The sequence below is a fragment of the Pigmentiphaga litoralis genome (genome assembly GCF_014651835.1).
Classification (GTDB): Bacteria; Pseudomonadota; Gammaproteobacteria; order Burkholderiales; family Burkholderiaceae_B; genus Pigmentiphaga; species Pigmentiphaga litoralis.
The window spans coordinates 218308-236570 of sequence record NZ_BMXQ01000001.1; the positions used below are offsets into that span (position 1 = coordinate 218308).

Below are 18263 nucleotides of genomic sequence, written 5' to 3' on the forward strand. Positions count from 1 at the left end.
CGGACCCGACTTCTTCGATGCCCGAGGCGCCCGTGCCCGTGCCTGGCACCGAGCCCGCCGCCACGTCTTCGACTGCGGAGCCTGCTGCGTCGCCTGCCGACGCCGCGCCGCGTGCCCCTGACGTGGTGGAGGAGGGCAACGACCTGCCCGCAGGCACCCAGCCGCCGCTGCCCGAGCATCGGGTGGATGGCGAGGTGGCCGAGATGGCGGGGGATCTGGACGACGACGTGGGCAGTGATGCCGACGTCGATACGGACAGCGATACGGACCGCGATACCGATGTTGGCGCGGACAACGACACCGACGCGGACCCCTACACCGACACCGACACCGACACCGACGCGGACGCCGACACCGACGCGGACGCCGACACCGACGCGGACGCCGACACCGACGCGGACACCGACACTGACCCGGCCGCCGGCGGCGCCCCAGCCGACGCCGACCCCGCGCCCGGCCGCAAACCGCGCGCGAAAGCCGCCGCTGCCGCCCCGGCCACCCCCGACACGCCTCGCGCACCCGAACCCTTCGACGCCAAGCGCCTGATGGCGCAGCTGCCACACTTGCCGGGCGTCTACCGCCACATCAATGCGGAAGGCGAGGTCATGTACGTAGGCAAGGCGCGCGACCTGAAAAAGCGCGTGTCGTCCTACTTCCAGAAGCAGCCGTCCAGCCCGCGCATCGCCCACATGGTGGCGCGCGTGACCAAGGTGGATGTGACCGTCACCCGGTCCGAAGCCGAAGCGCTGCTGCTCGAAAACAACCTCATCAAGTCCCTCTCGCCGCGCTACAACATCCTGTTTCGCGACGACAAGTCCTATCCCTACCTGAAGGTCACGGGGCACGAATTCCCGCGCATCGCCTACTACCGGGGATCGACCGACCGGCGCAACCAGTACTTCGGTCCCTTCCCCAGCGCCTGGGCCGTGCGCGAAAGCATCCAGGTGCTGCAGAAGGTGTTCCGCCTGCGCACCTGTGAAGACACCGTGTTTTCGAACCGGTCGCGGCCCTGCCTGCTGCATCAGATCCAGCGTTGCTCCGGCCCGTGCGTGGACCTGATCAAGCCTGAAGACTATGCAGAGGACGTGCACCGCGCAACGCAGTTCCTGCGCGGGCATACCCAGGCGGTGCTGACCGATATCGAGACGCGCATGTTCAAGGCGTCGAGCGACATGCGCTTCGAAGACGCGGCCGTGCTGCGCAACCAGATGTCGGCGTTGTCCAGCGTGCTGCGTCAGCAGACCATGGAAGGCATTGGCGACCAGGATGCCGACATCATCGCGATCGCGCTGCAGGGCGGCCGCGCCTGTGTGAACCTGGCCATGGTCCGGGGCGGACGCCATCTGGGCGACAAGCCGTTCTTTCCGACCCATACGGATGGCGATTCGCCCGGCGACGTGCTCGAAGCCTTCATGTCTCAGCACTACATCGAACGGGCGCTTCCGCCGGTGATCGTCGTGTCGCATGCCTTGCCCGATCCCGAAGTGGCGGACATGCTGGCCGAGCAGGCAGGGACCAAGCTGACGGTGCTCAAGCAGCCGCAAGGCGTGCGCAAGAGCTGGCTGGAACAGGCGCGCAAGAATGCCGAACTGGCGCTGGCGCGGGTGCTGGCCGAGGCCGGGTCGCAGCAGGCGCGCACGCTGGCGCTGGCCCAGGTGCTGGGCATGGACACGGATGAAGCCGCGCTGGAAAACCTGCGCATCGAATGCTTCGACATCAGCCATACGGCGGGGGAGGCCACGCAGGCGTCCTGTGTCGTCTACCATCACCACGCCACGCAGCCCAAGGAATACCGGCGCTACAACATCGACGACATCGTGGGGGGTGACGACTACGCCGCCATGCGCCAGGTGCTGACGCGTCGTTACGAAAAAAACTCTCACGGCGAGGGGGTCATGCCGGATATAGTCCTCATCGACGGCGGCAAGGGACAGATCAGTTCGGCGCGCCAGGTCTTCGAAGAACTGGGCCTGGATATCGGACTGCTGGTCGGCGTCGCCAAGGGAGAGGGCCGCAAGGTCGGACTGGAAACGCTGGTCTTTCCGGACGGCCGGCCACCGCTTGTGCTGGGCGGCGAATCGGCGGCGCTGATGCTGGTCGCGCAGATCCGCGACGAGGCCCACCGGTTTGCGATCACCGGCATGCGCGCGCGGCGCGCCAAGACCCGCAACGTGTCGCGGCTGGAAGAAGTCGAGGGGATCGGCGCCAAGCGCCGTCAGCGCCTGCTGGCGCGATTCGGAGGACTGCGCGGGGTACTGGCGGCAAGCGTCGAAGACCTGGCGACGATCGATGGCATCTCGCTCGATCTGGCCGAACGTATCTACCGTCAATTGCATTGAGCATGACCCACCCTTCACCTGGCGACCAGCCTGTTAGCATTCACCATGCCTCTTAATCTGCCGATTATCCTGACCTGGGTGCGGATCGTCATGATCCCCCTGGTAGTGGGTCTCTACTATGTGCCGGAAAGCCTGCTGGGCCTTCACCTGCGCGACATCCTGGCCACGGCGATTTTCGTGTTTGCGGCGCTGACCGACTGGCTCGACGGCTGGCTGGCGCGGCTCTGGAACCAGACCTCGTCGTTCGGCGCGTTCCTGGATCCGGTGGCCGACAAGCTGATGGTGAGCGCGGCGCTGCTGGTGCTGCTCAATCTGGGCCGGGTCGACGCCATGATCGCGCTGGTGATCATCGGCCGCGAGATCACGATTTCAGCCCTGCGGGAATGGATGGCCCAGATTGGCGCGCGCGCCAGCGTCGCGGTGCATCGCCTGGGCAAGTTCAAGACGATCGCGCAAATGGTGGCGATTCCCTGCCTGCTGTACGACCGCCGCCTGTTCGGCGTGATCGATACGCACTGGTGGGGCTCGCGCCTGATCGAGGTCGCGGCCGTGCTGACCGTATGGTCGATGATGTACTACCTGCGCCGGGCCTGGCCTATCATCAAGAAGTCGGCCTGAACCCGGCGGCCTGAACCCGGCGGCCTGAACCCGGCAGTGTGAATTTCGCGGTCCGACCTCGCTGTCGGGCCGACAAGAAGCGCGGCGCGCCCCCTTTTGCTTTGCAGGGCGCCGCCATGGAGACATCGTGCAGCAAGTTCTGAGGGCACCGGGCCACCGGTACGCCCGCCGTCATTTCGATTGGAAAGTCATCACGCTCGTGGGAATTGCCCACGCGTCGTCGCACTTCTTCCAGCTCGTCATTCCCTCTTTGTACGTCCCGCTGTCCCTCGAATTCGGCCTGAGCTTTGCCGAACTCGGCGCCGTCGTGGCCGTGTTCTATGCCCTGTCGGGCCTGGGGCAGGCCGCTTCGGGGTTCGCGGTGGACCGCTTTGGCGCCAAGCCCATGCTGTGGTTCGGGCTGGGCAATTTCGTGCTGGCGGGCTGCGTGCTGGGGGCCGCGCAAGGCTATCTGTGGCTGCTCGCCGCCGCCGCCATTGCCGGCATGGGCAACGCCGTCTTCCACCCGGTCGACTTTTCAATCCTGAACCGGCGGGTCAGTGCGCCGCGGCTCGGGCATGCGTTCAGCGCGCACGGCATCACGGGCAATCTGGGCTGGGCGGCCACGCCGGTGTTCATCGCCACGCTGACGTACTTCTTCAGCTGGCGGATTGCGGCGTTCGGCGCGGCGCTGTTGCTGGCGGCGGTGCTGGCCATGACGGTGATCGGCCGGCGGCTGCTGACCGTCGACGTGGTGCGGCCGGTGGTGACCAACGACTCGGCCATCGATGCCGCAGCGGGCGTAAGCGCGTCCGCCACGCCCCGGGGCGGCGCCGACCTGCCCGCCCGGCCTGTCCCGGCCAAGGCCGCGGGCGGCGGTTCCCTGAAAGCCCTGGTCAGCAGCCCCGTTTTGTGGGGTGCTTTCTTGTTCTTCTTGTGTACCTCGGCCGCGCTGTCGGCCGTTCAGAACTACACGGTGCCGCTGTTGGGCAGCCTGTACGGCATCACCACCGTCGCGGCCAGCACGGCGCTGTCGGGCTATATGGTGGGCGGCGCGATCGGCATGGTCGGCGGCGGCTTCCTGGTCTCGGCGGGGCCGCACAGTGAAAAGATCGTGGCGGGCTCTTTCCTGGCTGCGGGCGGGATCCTGGCGCTGATCGCGTTGCAGGTCGTGCCGTCCTCGTTTGCGGTGCCCCTGGTGGTGCTGGCGGGCATGTGCGCAGGCGTGGCGGGTCCGTCGCGCGACATGCTGGTCCGCAAGGTCGCTCCCAAGGGGGCGACCGGGTCGGTTTATGGCCTGGTGTATTCGGGCATGGACACGGGATCGGCCCTGGCGCCGCTGGCGTTTGGCGCGCTGTTCGACGCCGGACTGCGGCAGGCGCCGTACTTCGGCGCCTTGCTGGCCTTTCTGGTAGCGGCGGGCCTGGCGGCTTGGATCGCGTCGCGCGCTCGCGCCAGCGCTGGAGCGCCTGCGGAGTCCCGTGCAGGTGCCACGGCATGACGGGTTTCTACCGACACCTAGAGTACGAATACTCGGGCGGTATTTCGCGCAATGGGATTAATCCTCGCATGCGCTTACAAGAACGAGGGTAAATGCGTAGCCGTACGGGTATATGTCAATAGTAGGATAGCTGCTATGTCCTTTACGTATACGAGATGAGACAGCCTCCCCGGAAATCGCACGCAATTTGCCGGTTTTCGCCGTTGCCGGTGGGAATGTAGGTGCTCAAGTGATATTTTTGAGAGAATTTCCTCAGAAAGATCGGTTCAGGCGCTGCGTTGTCAGGCAATGCGCTATGGCTTGGTAGGTGAGCGGGGCAGGGCAGCAGAAAGCTTGCGGTCGCGTGCGGCCGAATTTGTCCGAATCCTCACACCCAATGCCAAAGGCGAAGCGTCCTTAGTTTTATGGCACCCTCACTATCCCTGTATCTGCTGGGCCCCCTCGCAATCGAAACGTGCGCGAAGACCCTTTCCCTCCGATATAACAAGGCGCGCGCACTGCTGGCGTATCTGGCGCTCGAAAGCGGTTTCCACACGCGCGAGTCGCTGGCCTTTCTGCTGTGGCCCGAAGCTACGCTGCAACAGGGCCGCGAGAAGCTCAAGCGCATGCTGTTCGAGTTGAAAGAGGCCCTGGGTGCGGGCCTGCTCGAAGGCAATCGCGATGTGATGCGCCTGCGTGCCGAAGCCGGCGTCTGGACGGACTTCGCCAACTTCAATGCCGCGGTCGATGTGGCGCAGCGCACGTTCTCGGTAGGCGCGTCCGCCGACCTGGATCGCCTGTCGCACGCCATCGCCCTGTATCGCGGCGAATTCCTGCAAGGCCTGGAACTCGACGACGCACCGGATTTCGCCAACTGGGTGGACGTGCGTCGCGAGCAGTGCCGTCTGCGTTTTCTGCAGGCCGTGCGCCTGCTGGCCGAGGGCTACGAGCGCGACGGCGACATCCATGCGGCCATCGATCGCGTCCGGCAATGGACGCAGGCCGCGCCCCTGGACGACGCCGCATGGCACAACCTGCTGCGCCTGCTGGTGCGGTCGGGTCAGCGTGAGCTGGCCCGCCAGGAGCTGGAACGCTATCGCGGCATCCTGGAAATGGAACTTGGCACCGAACCGTCGCCCACCCTGACGGCATTGATCCATGCGCCGACGGCAGCCGTGCCGGACCTGCCCGAGCCCGCGGCCCTACATCCGGACCGCCGCCAGCTGACCGTGGTGTCCTGTGAATTCGTCGTGCTGGGGGAACCGGAAGAGGTCGTGGAAGCCATGCGCGGCCCGGTCGCCCAGTGCGAGGCGTTGCTGCGCGAAGCGTCGGGCCATACCGTGCGCACGCCCAGCGGCGGCCTGCTGGCCTACTTTGGTTACCCGACCGCGCAGGAAGGCTCGCTCAAGCGCGCCATCAGCGCGGCGCTGTCGTGCAGCCGCATTGGCCAGGCGCGCGACCCCGCCGCAGCCGACGATCGCCTGTATGTCGAAGTCTGCCTGGGTGTCCATACTGGCGTCGTGATCAGTTCCGTGAGCGACGGCGTGCCCGATGCGGGGGGCGTCGTGTCCCGGCTGGCCGCGCAACTGGGCGGGCAGGGCGTCACCGGCGAAGTCATCATCAGCGATGAGTCGCGCCGCTTGCTGGGCGGCGCCTTTGCCATCGAATTTGCCGGGCGGATGTACGACCGCTCACAGATCCGCCAGATCGATACCTTCCGGGTGGTCGACAACAGCCGCGCGCTGGCGCCATCGCCGCATCGGCCAGAACACACCTTCTGCGGCCGCGAAGCGGAACTGCAGCACCTGACGCAGCTGTGGGAGCACAATCCCGAACGCACGATCCTGATGCTCGGTGAAGCGGGTATCGGCAAGTCGTTTTTGGTGGATCGGTTCCGCGCCGTCAACGCCTTGCCGGGCGTGACCTTCAAATGCTCGTCCGAATTGCGGCAGATGCCGTTCCACCCGCTGGTCCGCTGGGTCGATGGGCTGCGCGCCGAAGCGGCGCTGACCGGTGAGCCGCAGACCTCGGTCGATATCGAACGGATGGCGCTGATCAAGTCGGTGACCGACTTGCTGCACGCGTCTCCGGGCGGATCCAGCGCCGAACGCCTGGGCCTGCCGTCGGCCAAGGAACTGCTGCCGCGCCGCCTGTGCCGCCTGATCGGCATGTATGTGCCGCGCGGCGGGATCGTGCACTTCGACGATGTGCAGTGGGCCGATCCGTCGACCCGCGACCTGATTGCCCTGATCGCCGAAAAGCCGCTGGCTCAGCGCCTGCAGGTCTTCACGGCGCGCAATGAATTCCTGCCGCCGTGGCGCAACACCACGGCGGTCGAAACGATGGAACTGACGCTGCTCGAGACCGCAGCCATGACTGAACTCGTGCACTCCGTGGCGGGCCAGGTGAGCCTGCCGCAGCCGCTCATGCGCCAGATCCTGTCGCTGTCGGAAGGCGTGCCGCTGTATGCCGAAGAACTCACGCGTGAGCTGGTCAGCGACCGCAACGCCGCCGTGCTGGAAGCCGGCGACAGTGATGCGCACAACCTGTCGGAGCGGGTGCCGCGCACCCTGCATGATCTGCTGATGTCGCGGATCGACAGCGTTGGCCGCATCAAACCGATTGCGCAATTCGCGGCGGCGGCGGGCAGCGAGTTCACCCTGGAACTGCTGGCTGCGGCGATGCAGGAACCCAAGGCGAACCTGATGGAAGCGATCGCCACGTTGCTGCGGCAGAACCTGATCGTGAAGCTGGAAGACGGCCGTCTGGCGTTCCGCCATGCCTTGCTGCGCGAAGCCGCGTATCAATCGCAGGCGCGTGCCGCGCGGCTGGATGCGCACCGGCGCCTGGCCGACGTGCTGGCCGCCGACGCATCGACCCCCCTGCGGGCGCCCGAAGCCCTGGCGTGGCATTACAGCCGCGCGGGCGAAGATCGCCTGGCGCTGCGGTATGCCTTGATTGCCGCCCGCAAGGCCGGCGCCAAGGCCGCGTCGAACGAGGCCGTGGGCCACTACCGCACCGCGCTGGAACTGGTCGGCAAGGTCGGCCGGGTGACCGAGGTCGGGGATCCGGCCGACACCGACATGCTGCAGCTCGAGATCCTGATGGAACTCGGCATCCAGCTCGGCATGCTGCACGGTCCGGGCGCGCCCGAGGTCGTGGAATGCTTCCAGACCGCCTTGCGCCTGGCCAAGCCGCTGGGCGACAACCCGCGGCTGTTCCCGGTCTATTGGGGCCTGTGGCAAAGCGCCAGTTCGTGGTCGGACTTCGACATGACCTACGAACTGTCCGAGACGCTGCTGCGGCTCGCGCAGGCGTCGGGCGACCGCAACCCGATGGCCCACGCCATGTACGCGCGTGGCTATTCCTATTTCTTTTTCGGCGATCACGAAGCGGCCGTGGACCAGTATCGCAAGGCGATTGCGGCCTGCGATCCCTCCAGGCCTGACCTGACGCTGGGCGAGGACCTGACGTCGGTGGCCCATGCGGCCATGTCGATCTCGCTGTGGTACCTGGGCCAGTACGATTCGGCTCAGGCGGCCGGAGAAGCGGGCATCGTGCGGGCCCGCAAGCTCAATCACCGCTATTCGCTGTTGCAGACCCTGGCGATCGTGTCGGAACTGCAGCGCCTGTGCGGTGACCCCGATGCGGTGACGCGCCTGACCACCGAAGGCCTGGCGCTTGCCCAGGACATGCAGGCGCCGCTGTGGTCCGAAATCCTGACCGGCAGCGAGGCCTGGGCCAATGCCGCGCGTGGCGATGTATCGGCCGTGGCGGAACTGGCCCTGGGCGTGCACAAGGTCAGCACCATCGCGCGTGGCCTGGTGCCGTTCGCAATCACCCGCTGGGTCGAAGCCTGCGACCTGGTCGGCGATGTGCAGACCGGCATGCAGGTCGCGGCGCGCGGGCTGGGCGCCGCCTCCGACAGCAAGGACGTCCACTACCTGTCGGAGTTCCAGCGCTACAAGGGCAAGTTCCTGTTCGCGCAGGGCCAGCCGGCCTCCGTCGTGCTGCCCTGGTTGCGCCGCGCGGTTACCACGGCAGAGGCCTGCGGGTCGCCTCCCATGGTGCTGCGCGCCGTGCTGAGTCTGATTCGGTATTCGGCGGACGGCGGCACGCCCGACGCATTGGCCCTGCTCGAGAACGCGCTGGCCGGCATGCAGGGCGGCGAAGAGCTCCCCGAAGTACGGCGCGCCCGCGCCTTGCTGGACGCCGCCACGGCCGACGCACGAGGCCTCTGACCCTGCAACTTGTATACCAGTCGGTGCACCATCAAGTGCATCGACTGGTGCGCCACCTTGGTGCCGGTACCCCTCAATCGGCGCTAAGGTGGTGCCGAATCGGCCTGCCATCATGGCACAGCTATTGCTAAATCCTTCCATGCGCCTGGCCCCCGGGCAGTCTTCTCACGAAGCCGGAAGGATTTATGTTCCATACAGTTCTGATCGCCAATCGCGGCGAAATCGCGGTCCGCATCATCCGCACGCTTCGGCGCATGGGCATCAAGAGCGTTGCGGTGTATTCCGACGCCGACCGCGATGCCGCACACGTGCGTCAGGCCGACGTGGCGGTCGCGATCGGCAAGGCCGCGCCGACGGAAAGCTATCTGCGCGGTGATGCCATCATCCAGGCCGCGCGCGACACGGGCGCGCAGGCCATCATCCCCGGCTATGGTTTCCTGTCTGAAAACGCATCGTTCGCGCAGGCCTGCGAAGACGCCGGCATTGCGTTCGTTGGCCCGACCGCGCAGCAGATGCGCGACTTCGGGCTGAAGCATGCGGCGCGCGAACTGGCCGAAAAAGCCGGCGTGCCTTTGACGCCCGGATCGGGCCTGCTCAACGATCTGGACGATGCGCGCGACTGGGCCTCCCGCATCGGCTATCCGGTGATGCTGAAAAGCACGGCGGGCGGCGGCGGCATCGGACTCACACGCTGCAATGACGAACCCTCGCTGGCCGCCGCTTTCGAGTCGGTGCAGCGCCTGGGCAAGAGCTTTTTCAGCGACGGCGGCGTGTTCGTCGAACGGTTTGTGGATCATGCGCGCCATGTCGAAGTGCAGATATTTGGCGATGGCAAGGGCAAAGTCCTGGCCCTGGGCGAGCGCGACTGCTCGATCCAGCGGCGCAACCAGAAAGTCGTGGAAGAAACACCAGCGCCGGGCCTGCCTGCCGCCACGCGCACCGCGCTGCTCGAGGCCGCCCAGCGCCTGGGCGAGACGGTGTCCTACCGTTCTGCGGGGACCGTCGAATTCATTTATGACGGCGCCAAGGACGCCTTCTATTTTCTGGAGGTCAACACACGCCTGCAGGTCGAACACGCGATCACCGAGGCCGTGACCGGCGTGGATCTGGTCGAATGGATGGTCCGCACCGCAGCGGGTGATGCCCCCGCGCTGGACGTGGCGCCCACCCCCACGGGCGCGTCCATCGAAGTTCGTTTGTATGCTGAAGATCCGCTCAAGGCCTTCCAGCCGTCGCCGGGCGTGTTGACGCAGGTCGTGTTCCCCGAGGATGCCCGCATCGATGGCTGGGTGGAGCAGGGCACCGAGGTCTCGCCGTATTACGACCCGATGCTGGCCAAGCTGATCGTGCACGGCACCGACCGCAGCGATGCCATTGCGAAGCTGCAGACCGCGCTGTCGGCTACGCGCCTGGCCGGTATCTCGACCAACCTGGAATACCTGCGGCAGATCGTCGCCAGCCCCGCTTTTCATGAAGCCGGTCTGTCGACCCGCTTCCTGGACACCTTTGATTTTGTGGCGCCGACGGTGGAAGTGGTCGAGGCAGGCACCTACACCACGGTGCAGGACTATCCCGGCCGCGTCGGCTACTGGGACATCGGCGTGCCGCCGTCGGGTCCGATGGACGACTGGGCGTTTCGCCTGGCCAACCGCATCGTCGGCAACCATGCCAGCGCCGCCGGCCTGGAGTGCACGGTGATCGGGCCTACGCTGCGTTTCCATTCGGACAGCGTGATCGCACTGACTGGTGCGCCCACGGCAGCCACGCTGGATGGCAAGGCCGTCCCGTTCTGGGCGCCAATCACGGTCAGGGCCGGTCAGGTGCTGACGGTGGGCAGGGTCGCCAGCGGCTGCCGCAGCTATGTGGCGATCCGCAATGGCATCGACGTGCCCGACTATCTGGGCAGCAAATCGACGTTTGCATTGGGTCAGTTTGGCGGCCATGCCGGCCGGCCGCTGCGCCCGTCGGACATGCTGACCATCAACAATCCCGACCTGATCGGCAGCGGCACGCCCGCGCCGGTGGCCGCGCCCGCCGCCTTGCCCGCGTCGCTCGTGCCGACTTATGGCACGACCTGGGAAATCGGCGCGCTGTACGGCCCGCACGGCGCGCCCGACTTCTTTACCGAAGATTCGATCGCGACTTTTTTTGCGTCGCCTTGGGAAGTCCACTACAACTCCAACCGGCTCGGCATCCGCCTGAGCGGCCCAAAGCCGTCCTGGACGCGTACCGATGGCGGCGAAGCCGGCCTGCATCCGTCGAACGTGCACGACTGCGAATACGCCATCGGCAGCATCAACTTCACGGGCGACATGCCCGTGATCCTGACGCGCGATGGCCCCAGCCTGGGCGGCTTCGTCTGCGCAGCCACCATTGCGAAGGCCGAGTTGTGGAAGGTCGGGCAGGTCAAGCCGGGTGACACCATCCGCTTTGTGCCGATTACCTTCGAACAGGCATTGGCGCTGGAACTGGCGCAGGACCGCATTGCCGAGACGCTGGTTGAAGAAACGCTGCCGGTGCTGAACGCGACGATGCAAGCGCCCGTGCCGGTCGTGGGCCGCCCCGCATCGCCCACCATCCTGGCCGAGACCGATGCCGTGGGCAGTGTGCCCAAGGCCGTCTACCGGCAGGCCGGCGACAAGTATGTGCTGATCGAATACGGCGACAACGTGCTCGATCTGAACCTGCGCTTTCGTATCCATGCGCTGATGGAAGCGCTGCGCGCCACGCCGATCGACGGCGTGCAGGAAATGTCGCCGGGCGTGCGCTCGCTGCAGATCCGCTACGACAGCCGCGTGGTGTCGCAACGTGCGCTGCTCGAAGGGCTGCTGGCGCTTGAAGCCACGCTGCCCCCGGTCGAGAACATGAAGGTGCCCAGCCGCGTGGTGCACCTGCCGCTGGCTTTCGAAGATTCGGCCACCCTGGATGCCGTCGCGAAGTACCGCCAGTCGGTGCGCGACAAGGCGCCGTGGCTGCCCAGCAATACCGAATTCATGCGGCGGATCAACGGCCTGGATTCCATCGATCAGGTCCGCCAGATCCTGTATGACGCAAGCTATATGGTGCTGGGCCTGGGCGATGTGTACCTGGGCGCCCCGTGCGCCGTGCCGATCGATCCGCGCCATCGTCTGCTCACTTCCAAGTACAACCCGGCGCGCACCTATACCGCCGAAGGCACGGTCGGCATCGGCGGCGTCTACATGTGCATCTATGGCATGGACTCGCCCGGGGGCTATCAGCTGGTGGGCCGGACGCTGCCGATCTGGAACAAGTTCCTGAAGAATCCGGTGTTCGTGAACCAGCAGCCGTGGCTGCTCAAGTTCTTCGACCAGGTGCGCTTCTATCCCGTCACGGAAGCGGAGCTGGACACCCTGCGCGCCGACTTCCGCGCGGGCCGTCAGAGCATCACCATTACCGACGAAATCTTTGACCTGGCAGCCTACAACGCCTTCCTGACGTCCATCGAGCCCGAACTGCTCACCTTCCGCGAAAGGCAGAAGGCGGCGTTCGAGACGGAGGTCGCGCACTGGAAGACCGAGGATGAAAACGCGCAGGTCGAAGCGGCATCGCGCGCGCCTGTCATCGATCCGGGTGCGGTGGACAGCGATGCCATCACCGCCGACATCAGCGGCAATGTGTGGAAGCTGATCGCCGAACCTGGCGCGAGCGTCAAAGCGGGCGATCCGCTATTGATCCTCGAGGCCATGAAGATGGAGTTCCAGATCGTCGCCCCGCATGACGGCGTGGTGCGATCGATTTACTGCCAGGCCGGCATGCTCGTCAGCGCGGGTGACCCCCTGATCTCGCTCGACGCGGCAGCCTGAGCACGACGTTTTCCCCACCCCCACACCCCCCGAGGAATGAAGATGAACAGACGCGAGTTGCTGAAAATGGGTTCTATCGCCGGTGCCCTGTCGATGGCCGGTGCGCCGTCCGTGCTGTGGGCGCAGGACAAGTCGCCGATCAAGGTCGGCATTCTTCATTCGCTGTCGGGGACCATGGCCATCTCGGAAACGTCCTTGAAAGACGTGGCCCTGATGACGATTGATGAAATCAACAAAAGCGGCGGCGTCCTGGGCCGCCAGATCCAGCCGGTGGTGGTCGACCCCGCATCGAACTGGCCGCTGTTTGCCGAACGTGCCCGCGCGCTGCTGACGCAGGACAAAGTGGCCGCCGTGTTTGGCTGCTGGACCTCGGTGTCGCGCAAGTCGGTGCTGCCGGTGTTCGAAGAACTGAATGGCCTGCTGTTCTACCCGGTGCAGTACGAAGGCGAAGAAATGTCGCGCAACGTGTTCTACACCGGCGCGGCGCCGAATCAGCAGGCCATTCCTGCCGTCGAATATTTGCTGAGCAAAGAGGGCGGGGCCGCCAAGCGCATCTTTTTGCTGGGCACCGACTATGTGTACCCGCGCACCACCAACAAGATCCTGCGCGCCTTCCTGCTGACCAAGGGGATCAAGGACAGCGATATCGAAGAGGTCTACACGCCCTTCGGCCACAGCGACTACCAGACGATCGTTGCGAACATCAAGCGTTTCTCGCAAGGCGGCAAGACCGCGGTGGTGTCGACCATCAACGGCGATTCGAACGTGCCGTTCTACAAGGAACTGGGCAACCAGGGCCTGAAGGCCAAGGACGTGCCAGTGGTGGCGTTCTCGGTGGGCGAAGAAGAACTGCGCGGCATCGACACCAAGCCGCTGGTGGGACACCTGGCGGCATGGAACTACTTCATGTCGGTCAAGAATCCGACCAACGACGCGTTCAAGAAGCAGTGGGCCGCCTGGGCCAAGGCGCAGAAGTTGCCGGGCGCGGACAAGGCGGTCACCAACGACCCGATGGAAGCGACCTACGTCGGTATCAAGATGTGGAAGCAGGCAGTCGAGAAAGCCAAGAGCACCGACGTGGACAAGGTGCGTCCGGCCGTGATCGGGCAGAAGGTCGCCGCGCCGTCGGGCTTCACGCTCGAGATGGATGGCAACCACCATCTGCACAAGCCCGTCATGATCGGTGAAGTCCGGGCCAACGGCCAGTTCAACGTCGTGTGGCAGACCAAGGGACCGATTCGCGCCCAGCCGTGGAGCCCGTTCATTGAAGGCAACAAGGGCAAGCCGGATACCGTTGCGGCGGCGCGCCTGCAGGAACTCGAGTCGTCGCTGCGCCGGACGGCCTGATGACGACGCGCTGGCTTGCGTTCGCGGCAAGTCTGGCGCTGGTGTGGCATGTCGGGGCGGTCGCGATGACCGCCGCCGATGTGGCTCCGCTTGCGCAGGACGAATACGCCGACAAGGAAGCGGCGATCCAGCGGCTGGTCGATGCGGGCGATGCGCCCGCGCTGGCCGTGCTGCAGGCGCTCGATGACGACACCGTGGTGGCGACTTCGTCGGGCCAGGTCCTGCTGCAATCGGGCGACCGGTTCACCGATGCCGTCACGGGGCGGCCGGTGCCCGAATCGGTGGGGTCGGAAGCCGACCCCGTCAGTCTGAACAACCGGCTGCGCGGACTGGTGTCCGGCGGCCTGGCGGCGGCCAAGCTCGCATCGCCTGACCTTGCGGTGCGCCGCGCGGCGGTCGATGCCTTGCTGCAAAGCCCCGACCCCGCATTCAAGAAACAGATCGACGCCGCGCGCGATCGAGAAAAAGACACCCCGACCAAAGAACGCCTGGACACCCTGTGGGCGATGGCGTCCTTGCAGGATCCCGATGCGGCCCTGCGGTACGAGGCCGTGCGACTGGTTGCCGCGCGCAACGATCTGCAGATGCGCGAACTGCTGCAGCCGCTGCTGGTCCGTAATGCCGACGGCACTTATGCAGAGCCCGACGAACAGGTGCGCAAGGCCGCGCAGGCGGGTATCGATACCCTGGATAGCCGCCAGCGCTGGGGCGACCTGGCCGGCACCGCGTTCGCGGGGCTGAGCCTGGGCAGCGTGCTGCTGCTGGCCGCGCTGGGGCTGGCGATCACCTACGGACTGATCGGCGTCATCAACATGGCGCACGGCGAATTCCTGATGATCGGCGCGTACGCGACGTTCTCGGTGCAGAACCTGTTCCGTGCCTACTTGCCGGCAGGCTTCGACTGGTATCCGCTGGCGGCCGTGCCGGTCGCGTTTGCCGCGGCTGCGTTGGCAGGCTTCATCCTCGAACGCCTGGTGCTGCGCCACCTGTATGGGCGTCCGCTGGAAACCTTGCTGACCACCTTCGGCATCAGCCTGCTGTTGATCCAGGCGACCCGCATGCTGTTCGGCGCGCAGAACGTGCAAGTCACGAACCCTGCGTGGATGAGCGGCGGGTTCGCGGTCCTGCCGAACCTGGTGCTGCCGTACAACCGGGTGGTGATCCTGGTGTTTTCGTTCGCCGTGCTGGCCATTGCATGGTCGGTGCTGAACCGCACGCGGCTGGGCCTGTTCGTGCGCGCCGTGACGCAGAACCGGACCATGGCCGCCTGCGTGGGCGTGCAGACGCACAAGGTGGACAGCTATGCGTTTGCGTTCGGCGCGGGCATTGCCGGGCTGGGCGGCTGCGCGCTGTCGCAGATCGGCAATGTGGGCCCCGATCTTGGCCAGAGCTACATCATCGATTCGTTCATGGTGGTGGTCCTGGGCGGAGTGGGGCAGCTTGCGGGCACCGTGGTCGGCGCGATGGGACTTGGCATATTGAGCAAGCTCATCGAACCGTTCTGGGGCGCCGTGCTGGCAAAGATTGCGGTCCTGGTGCTGATCGTCCTGTTCATTCAAAAGCGACCCCAGGGCATGTTCGCCCTCAAGGGCCGCAGCGCGGAGGCTTGATATGACGACCACCGTGAACGGGGCCGTCCCGGTCTTGCCCTTTGCACTTGCCTTGCCCGCCCGTCCGGCGCTGCTCAGCCGGACGGCGTGGATCGTGCTGCTCGCCTTGATCGTGGTCGTGGGCGTGGCGGTGCCGCTGTGCGCGCTGTGGCTGCCCGCCGACCATCCGCTGCACCTGTCGGCCTATGGCATGACGCTGGCCGGCAAGTTGATGTGTTATGCCATCGCCGCCCTGGCGCTGGACCTGGTGTGGGGCTATTGCGGCATCCTGAGCCTGGGACACGGCCTGTTCTTTGCCCTGGGCGGGTACGCCATGGGCATGTACCTGATGCGGGCTATCGGCCGGGAAGGGTCCTACCAGAGCGACCTGCCGGACTTCATGGTCTTTTTGGACTGGAAGGAACTGCCCTGGTTCTGGCAGGGTACCGACAACTTTGCGTACGCCATGCTGCTGGTGGTGGTCGTGCCGGCTGCGCTGGCCTGGGTGTTCGGCTTCTTTACCTTCCGGTCGCGGGTCAAGGGCGTGTACCTGTCCATCATCACGCAGGCCATGACCTTCGCGGCCATGCTGCTGTTCTACCGCAACGAAACCGGATTTGGCGGCAACAACGGCTTTACCGACTTCAAGCGGATTCTGGGCTATGGCATCACGCAGCCGGGCACCCGCACGGTCCTGTTCCTGGTGACCTTCGTGGTGCTGGTGCTGGCCTTTCTGGCGGCGCGCGCCATCGTCACGTCCAAGCTGGGTCGGGTCGTGACGGGCGTGCGCGATGCCGAATCGCGGCTCATGTTCCTGGGCTACAGTCCGCTCGGCTACAAGCTCTTCATCTGGACCGTGTCGGCGGTGCTGTGCGCCGTTGCCGGGGCCTTGTATGTGCCGCAGGTGGGCATCATCAACCCCAATGAAATGTCGCCGGTCAATTCGATCGAGATGGCGATCTGGGTGGCCGTGGGCGGCCGCGGTACCTTGATCGGCCCGATCATCGGCGCGTTTGCGGTCAATGGCGCCAAGAGCTTCTTCACCACCTTCTTTGCCGAATACTGGCTGTTTTTCCTGGGCGCGATCTTTGTGCTGGTGCCCTTGCTGCTGCCCAATGGCATCGTGGGCCTGTTCCGCAAGGGGGCGGCGCGATGAAATCCCACAGCAAGCGGAGCGCGCGATGAATCCTTATCTGACGCGCGACAAGGAAGGCGACGAAGGCACCAACGCCAGCGGCAGCACCACGGGTCTGGGCCACATCGTCCGCCCGGGCGAGATCGATGTTTCGCACGGCCCGATTCTGTACCTGGAGGATGTGACCGTCAGCTTCGATGGCTTCAAGGCCTTGAACAAGCTGACGCTGTCCATCGATGAGGGTGAACTGCGCTGCATCATCGGGCCCAACGGCGCCGGCAAGACCACCATGATGGATGTGATCACCGGCAAGACCCGGTGCCAGAGTGGCAAGGTCTTTCTGGGCCAGACCATCGACCTGAGGCGCATGGACGAACCGTCGATCGCGCGCATCGGCATCGGCCGCAAGTTCCAAAAGCCCACCGTGTTCTCCAGCCATCCGGTGTGGGAAAACCTGGAACTGGCCATGAAGACCGACAAGGGCTGGTGGCCGTCCTTGCGCTCGCGCTTCACCCGGCCGGCGCAGGCCCGCGTCGAAGAAATCCTGAGCCTGCTCAACCTTGAGCGCGATGCGTTCCGCCTGGCAGGGGACCTGTCGCACGGCCAGAAGCAGCGGCTGGAGATCGGCATGTTGCTGATGCAGCAGCCGCGCCTGCTGCTGCTGGACGAGCCCGCCGCCGGCATTACCGATGAAGAAACCATGGAGCTGGCCGCGCTGTTGAACGGCCTGCGCGGGTCCTGCTCGATGATGGTGGTCGAGCATGACATGGACTTCGTGGGTGCGTTGGCTGGCGAGACGGGCAAGGTCACGGTCATGGCCGAAGGCAGCGTGCTGGCCGAAGGCACGCTGGACACGGTGCGCGCCAACGACACCGTGATCGAATCCTATCTGGGGAGATGAGCGCATGCTCGAGGTCGACAAGCTCAACCAATACTATGGCGGCAGCCACATCCTGCGCGATGTGTCGATGACGGCGCCAGCGGGCGAGCTGACCGTGCTGCTGGGCCGCAATGGCGTCGGCAAGAGCACGCTGCTGAAATGCCTGATGGGGGTCGTGCGGGCCCGCAGCGGCCGCATCGCCTGGCAAGGCAGGGCCTTCGACAGCCTGCCGACGCCCGCGCGCGTGGCCGGGGGCTTTGGCTACGTGCCGCAGGGCCGCGACATCTTCTCGCGGCTGACCGTGGAGGAAAACCTGCTGGTCGGCGCGGCCAGCAAGGCTGCGCCCAAGGGCGTGCCCGACCGCATCTATGACCTGTTTCCGGTGCTGCACACCATGAAGCACCGGCGCGGGGGTGACCTGTCGGGCGGACAGCAGCAGCAACTGGCGATCGGCCGCGCGTTGATGAGCGAGCCGACCCTGCTGATCCTGGACGAACCCACCGAAGGCATCCAGCCGTCCATCATCAAGGACATCGGCCGCACCCTGCGGCGCCTGGTCGAAGAGTCCGGCATGACCGTGCTGCTGGTCGAACAGTTCTACGACTTCGCCGAAGAGATCGCCGACGGCTACTGGGTGATGAGCCGGGGAGAGATCGTGGCGAATGGCAGGGGGACGGATATGCAGCAGAACAGGGTACGTGAGTTGATCACGGTGTAGCGAACGACTTTCTGCAACGCACGTGGTAATCCATCGATCAATAAAAAACACGGCAAGCCAGCTTGCCGTGTTCGGGTACCTCTGCCGCCGGGACTGACCCGGCCGGCACGGAC

General features: G+C 65.7%; 10 protein-coding genes. All 10 read left to right on the forward strand.

All coding sequences use genetic code 11. The features are described from left to right. Positions 1-545: 545 nt before the first annotated feature. The 10 genes from uvrC (at position 546) to urtE (ending at position 18150) form a co-directional block, all read left to right on the forward strand. Positions 546-2339 (forward strand): excinuclease ABC subunit UvrC, encoded by a 1794-nt coding sequence (gene uvrC, locus IE116_RS00950; RefSeq protein WP_189614376.1) that lies wholly within the window; start codon positions 546-548, stop codon positions 2337-2339. A 45-nt stretch (positions 2340-2384) separates the two neighbouring features. After that, positions 2385-2957: a CDP-diacylglycerol--glycerol-3-phosphate 3-phosphatidyltransferase gene (pgsA, locus tag IE116_RS00955; protein WP_189608983.1), complete on the forward strand. Its 573-nt coding sequence runs from the start codon at positions 2385-2387 to the stop codon at positions 2955-2957. Between the two features lie 127 nt (positions 2958-3084). Continuing rightward, entirely contained in the window at positions 3085-4437 is a 1353-nt protein-coding gene (locus IE116_RS00960) for an MFS transporter (RefSeq protein WP_189608985.1), read from the forward strand. 404 nt (positions 4438-4841) lie between these two features. Beyond that, the gene (locus IE116_RS00965) at positions 4842-8657 is read left to right on the forward strand and encodes an ATP-binding protein (protein ID WP_189608987.1); all 3816 of its coding nucleotides are present in this window, start codon (positions 4842-4844) and stop codon (positions 8655-8657) included. A gap of 185 nt (positions 8658-8842) precedes the next feature. Further along, complete coding sequence (gene uca, locus IE116_RS00970; RefSeq protein ID WP_189608989.1) at positions 8843-12481, forward strand: urea carboxylase; 3639 nt, start codon at positions 8843-8845, stop codon at positions 12479-12481. A 42-nt stretch (positions 12482-12523) separates the two neighbouring features. Then, a complete protein-coding gene (urtA, locus tag IE116_RS00975) occupies positions 12524-13828 on the forward strand; it encodes an urea ABC transporter substrate-binding protein (RefSeq protein ID WP_189608991.1) in 1305 nt (434 codons plus the stop codon). Further along, positions 13828-15438 carry an urea ABC transporter permease subunit UrtB gene (gene urtB, locus IE116_RS00980; RefSeq protein WP_189608993.1) on the forward strand — a complete coding sequence of 537 codons (1611 nt, stop codon included), beginning with the start codon at positions 13828-13830 and terminating at the stop codon, positions 15436-15438. Before urtA ends, urtB begins: the two co-directional genes overlap by 1 nt. A 1-nt stretch (position 15439) precedes the next feature. Next, entirely contained in the window at positions 15440-16573 is a 1134-nt protein-coding gene (gene urtC / locus IE116_RS00985; RefSeq protein ID WP_189608995.1) for an urea ABC transporter permease subunit UrtC, read from the forward strand. Between the two features lie 25 nt (positions 16574-16598). Continuing rightward, on the forward strand, positions 16599-17453 hold the full coding sequence (urtD, locus tag IE116_RS00990; protein ID WP_189608997.1) for an urea ABC transporter ATP-binding protein UrtD: 855 nt from the start codon (positions 16599-16601) through the stop codon (positions 17451-17453). A 4-nt stretch (positions 17454-17457) separates the two neighbouring features. Continuing rightward, positions 17458-18150, forward strand: a complete 693-nt coding sequence (gene urtE, locus IE116_RS00995; RefSeq protein WP_189608999.1) for an urea ABC transporter ATP-binding subunit UrtE — start codon at positions 17458-17460, stop codon at positions 18148-18150. The last annotated feature ends 113 nt before the right edge of the window (positions 18151-18263 follow it).

Excerpts from the sequence above, each read along its gene's own strand:
- uvrC (WP_189614376.1), top strand. The coding sequence starts at position 546 with ATGGCGCAGCTGCCACACTTGCCGGGCGTCTACCGCCACATCAATGCG.
- pgsA (WP_189608983.1), top strand. The coding sequence starts at position 2,385 with ATGCCTCTTAATCTGCCGATTATCCTGACCTGGGTGCGGATCGTCATG.
- IE116_RS00965 (WP_189608987.1), top strand. The coding sequence starts at position 4,842 with ATGGCACCCTCACTATCCCTGTATCTGCTGGGCCCCCTCGCAATCGAA.
- uca (WP_189608989.1), top strand. The coding sequence starts at position 8,843 with ATGTTCCATACAGTTCTGATCGCCAATCGCGGCGAAATCGCGGTCCGC.
- urtA (WP_189608991.1), top strand. The coding sequence starts at position 12,524 with ATGAACAGACGCGAGTTGCTGAAAATGGGTTCTATCGCCGGTGCCCTG.
- urtB (WP_189608993.1), top strand. The coding sequence starts at position 13,828 with ATGACGACGCGCTGGCTTGCGTTCGCGGCAAGTCTGGCGCTGGTGTGG.
- urtC (WP_189608995.1), top strand. The coding sequence starts at position 15,440 with ATGACGACCACCGTGAACGGGGCCGTCCCGGTCTTGCCCTTTGCACTT.
- urtD (WP_189608997.1), top strand. The coding sequence starts at position 16,599 with ATGAATCCTTATCTGACGCGCGACAAGGAAGGCGACGAAGGCACCAAC.
- urtE (WP_189608999.1), top strand. The coding sequence starts at position 17,458 with ATGCTCGAGGTCGACAAGCTCAACCAATACTATGGCGGCAGCCACATC.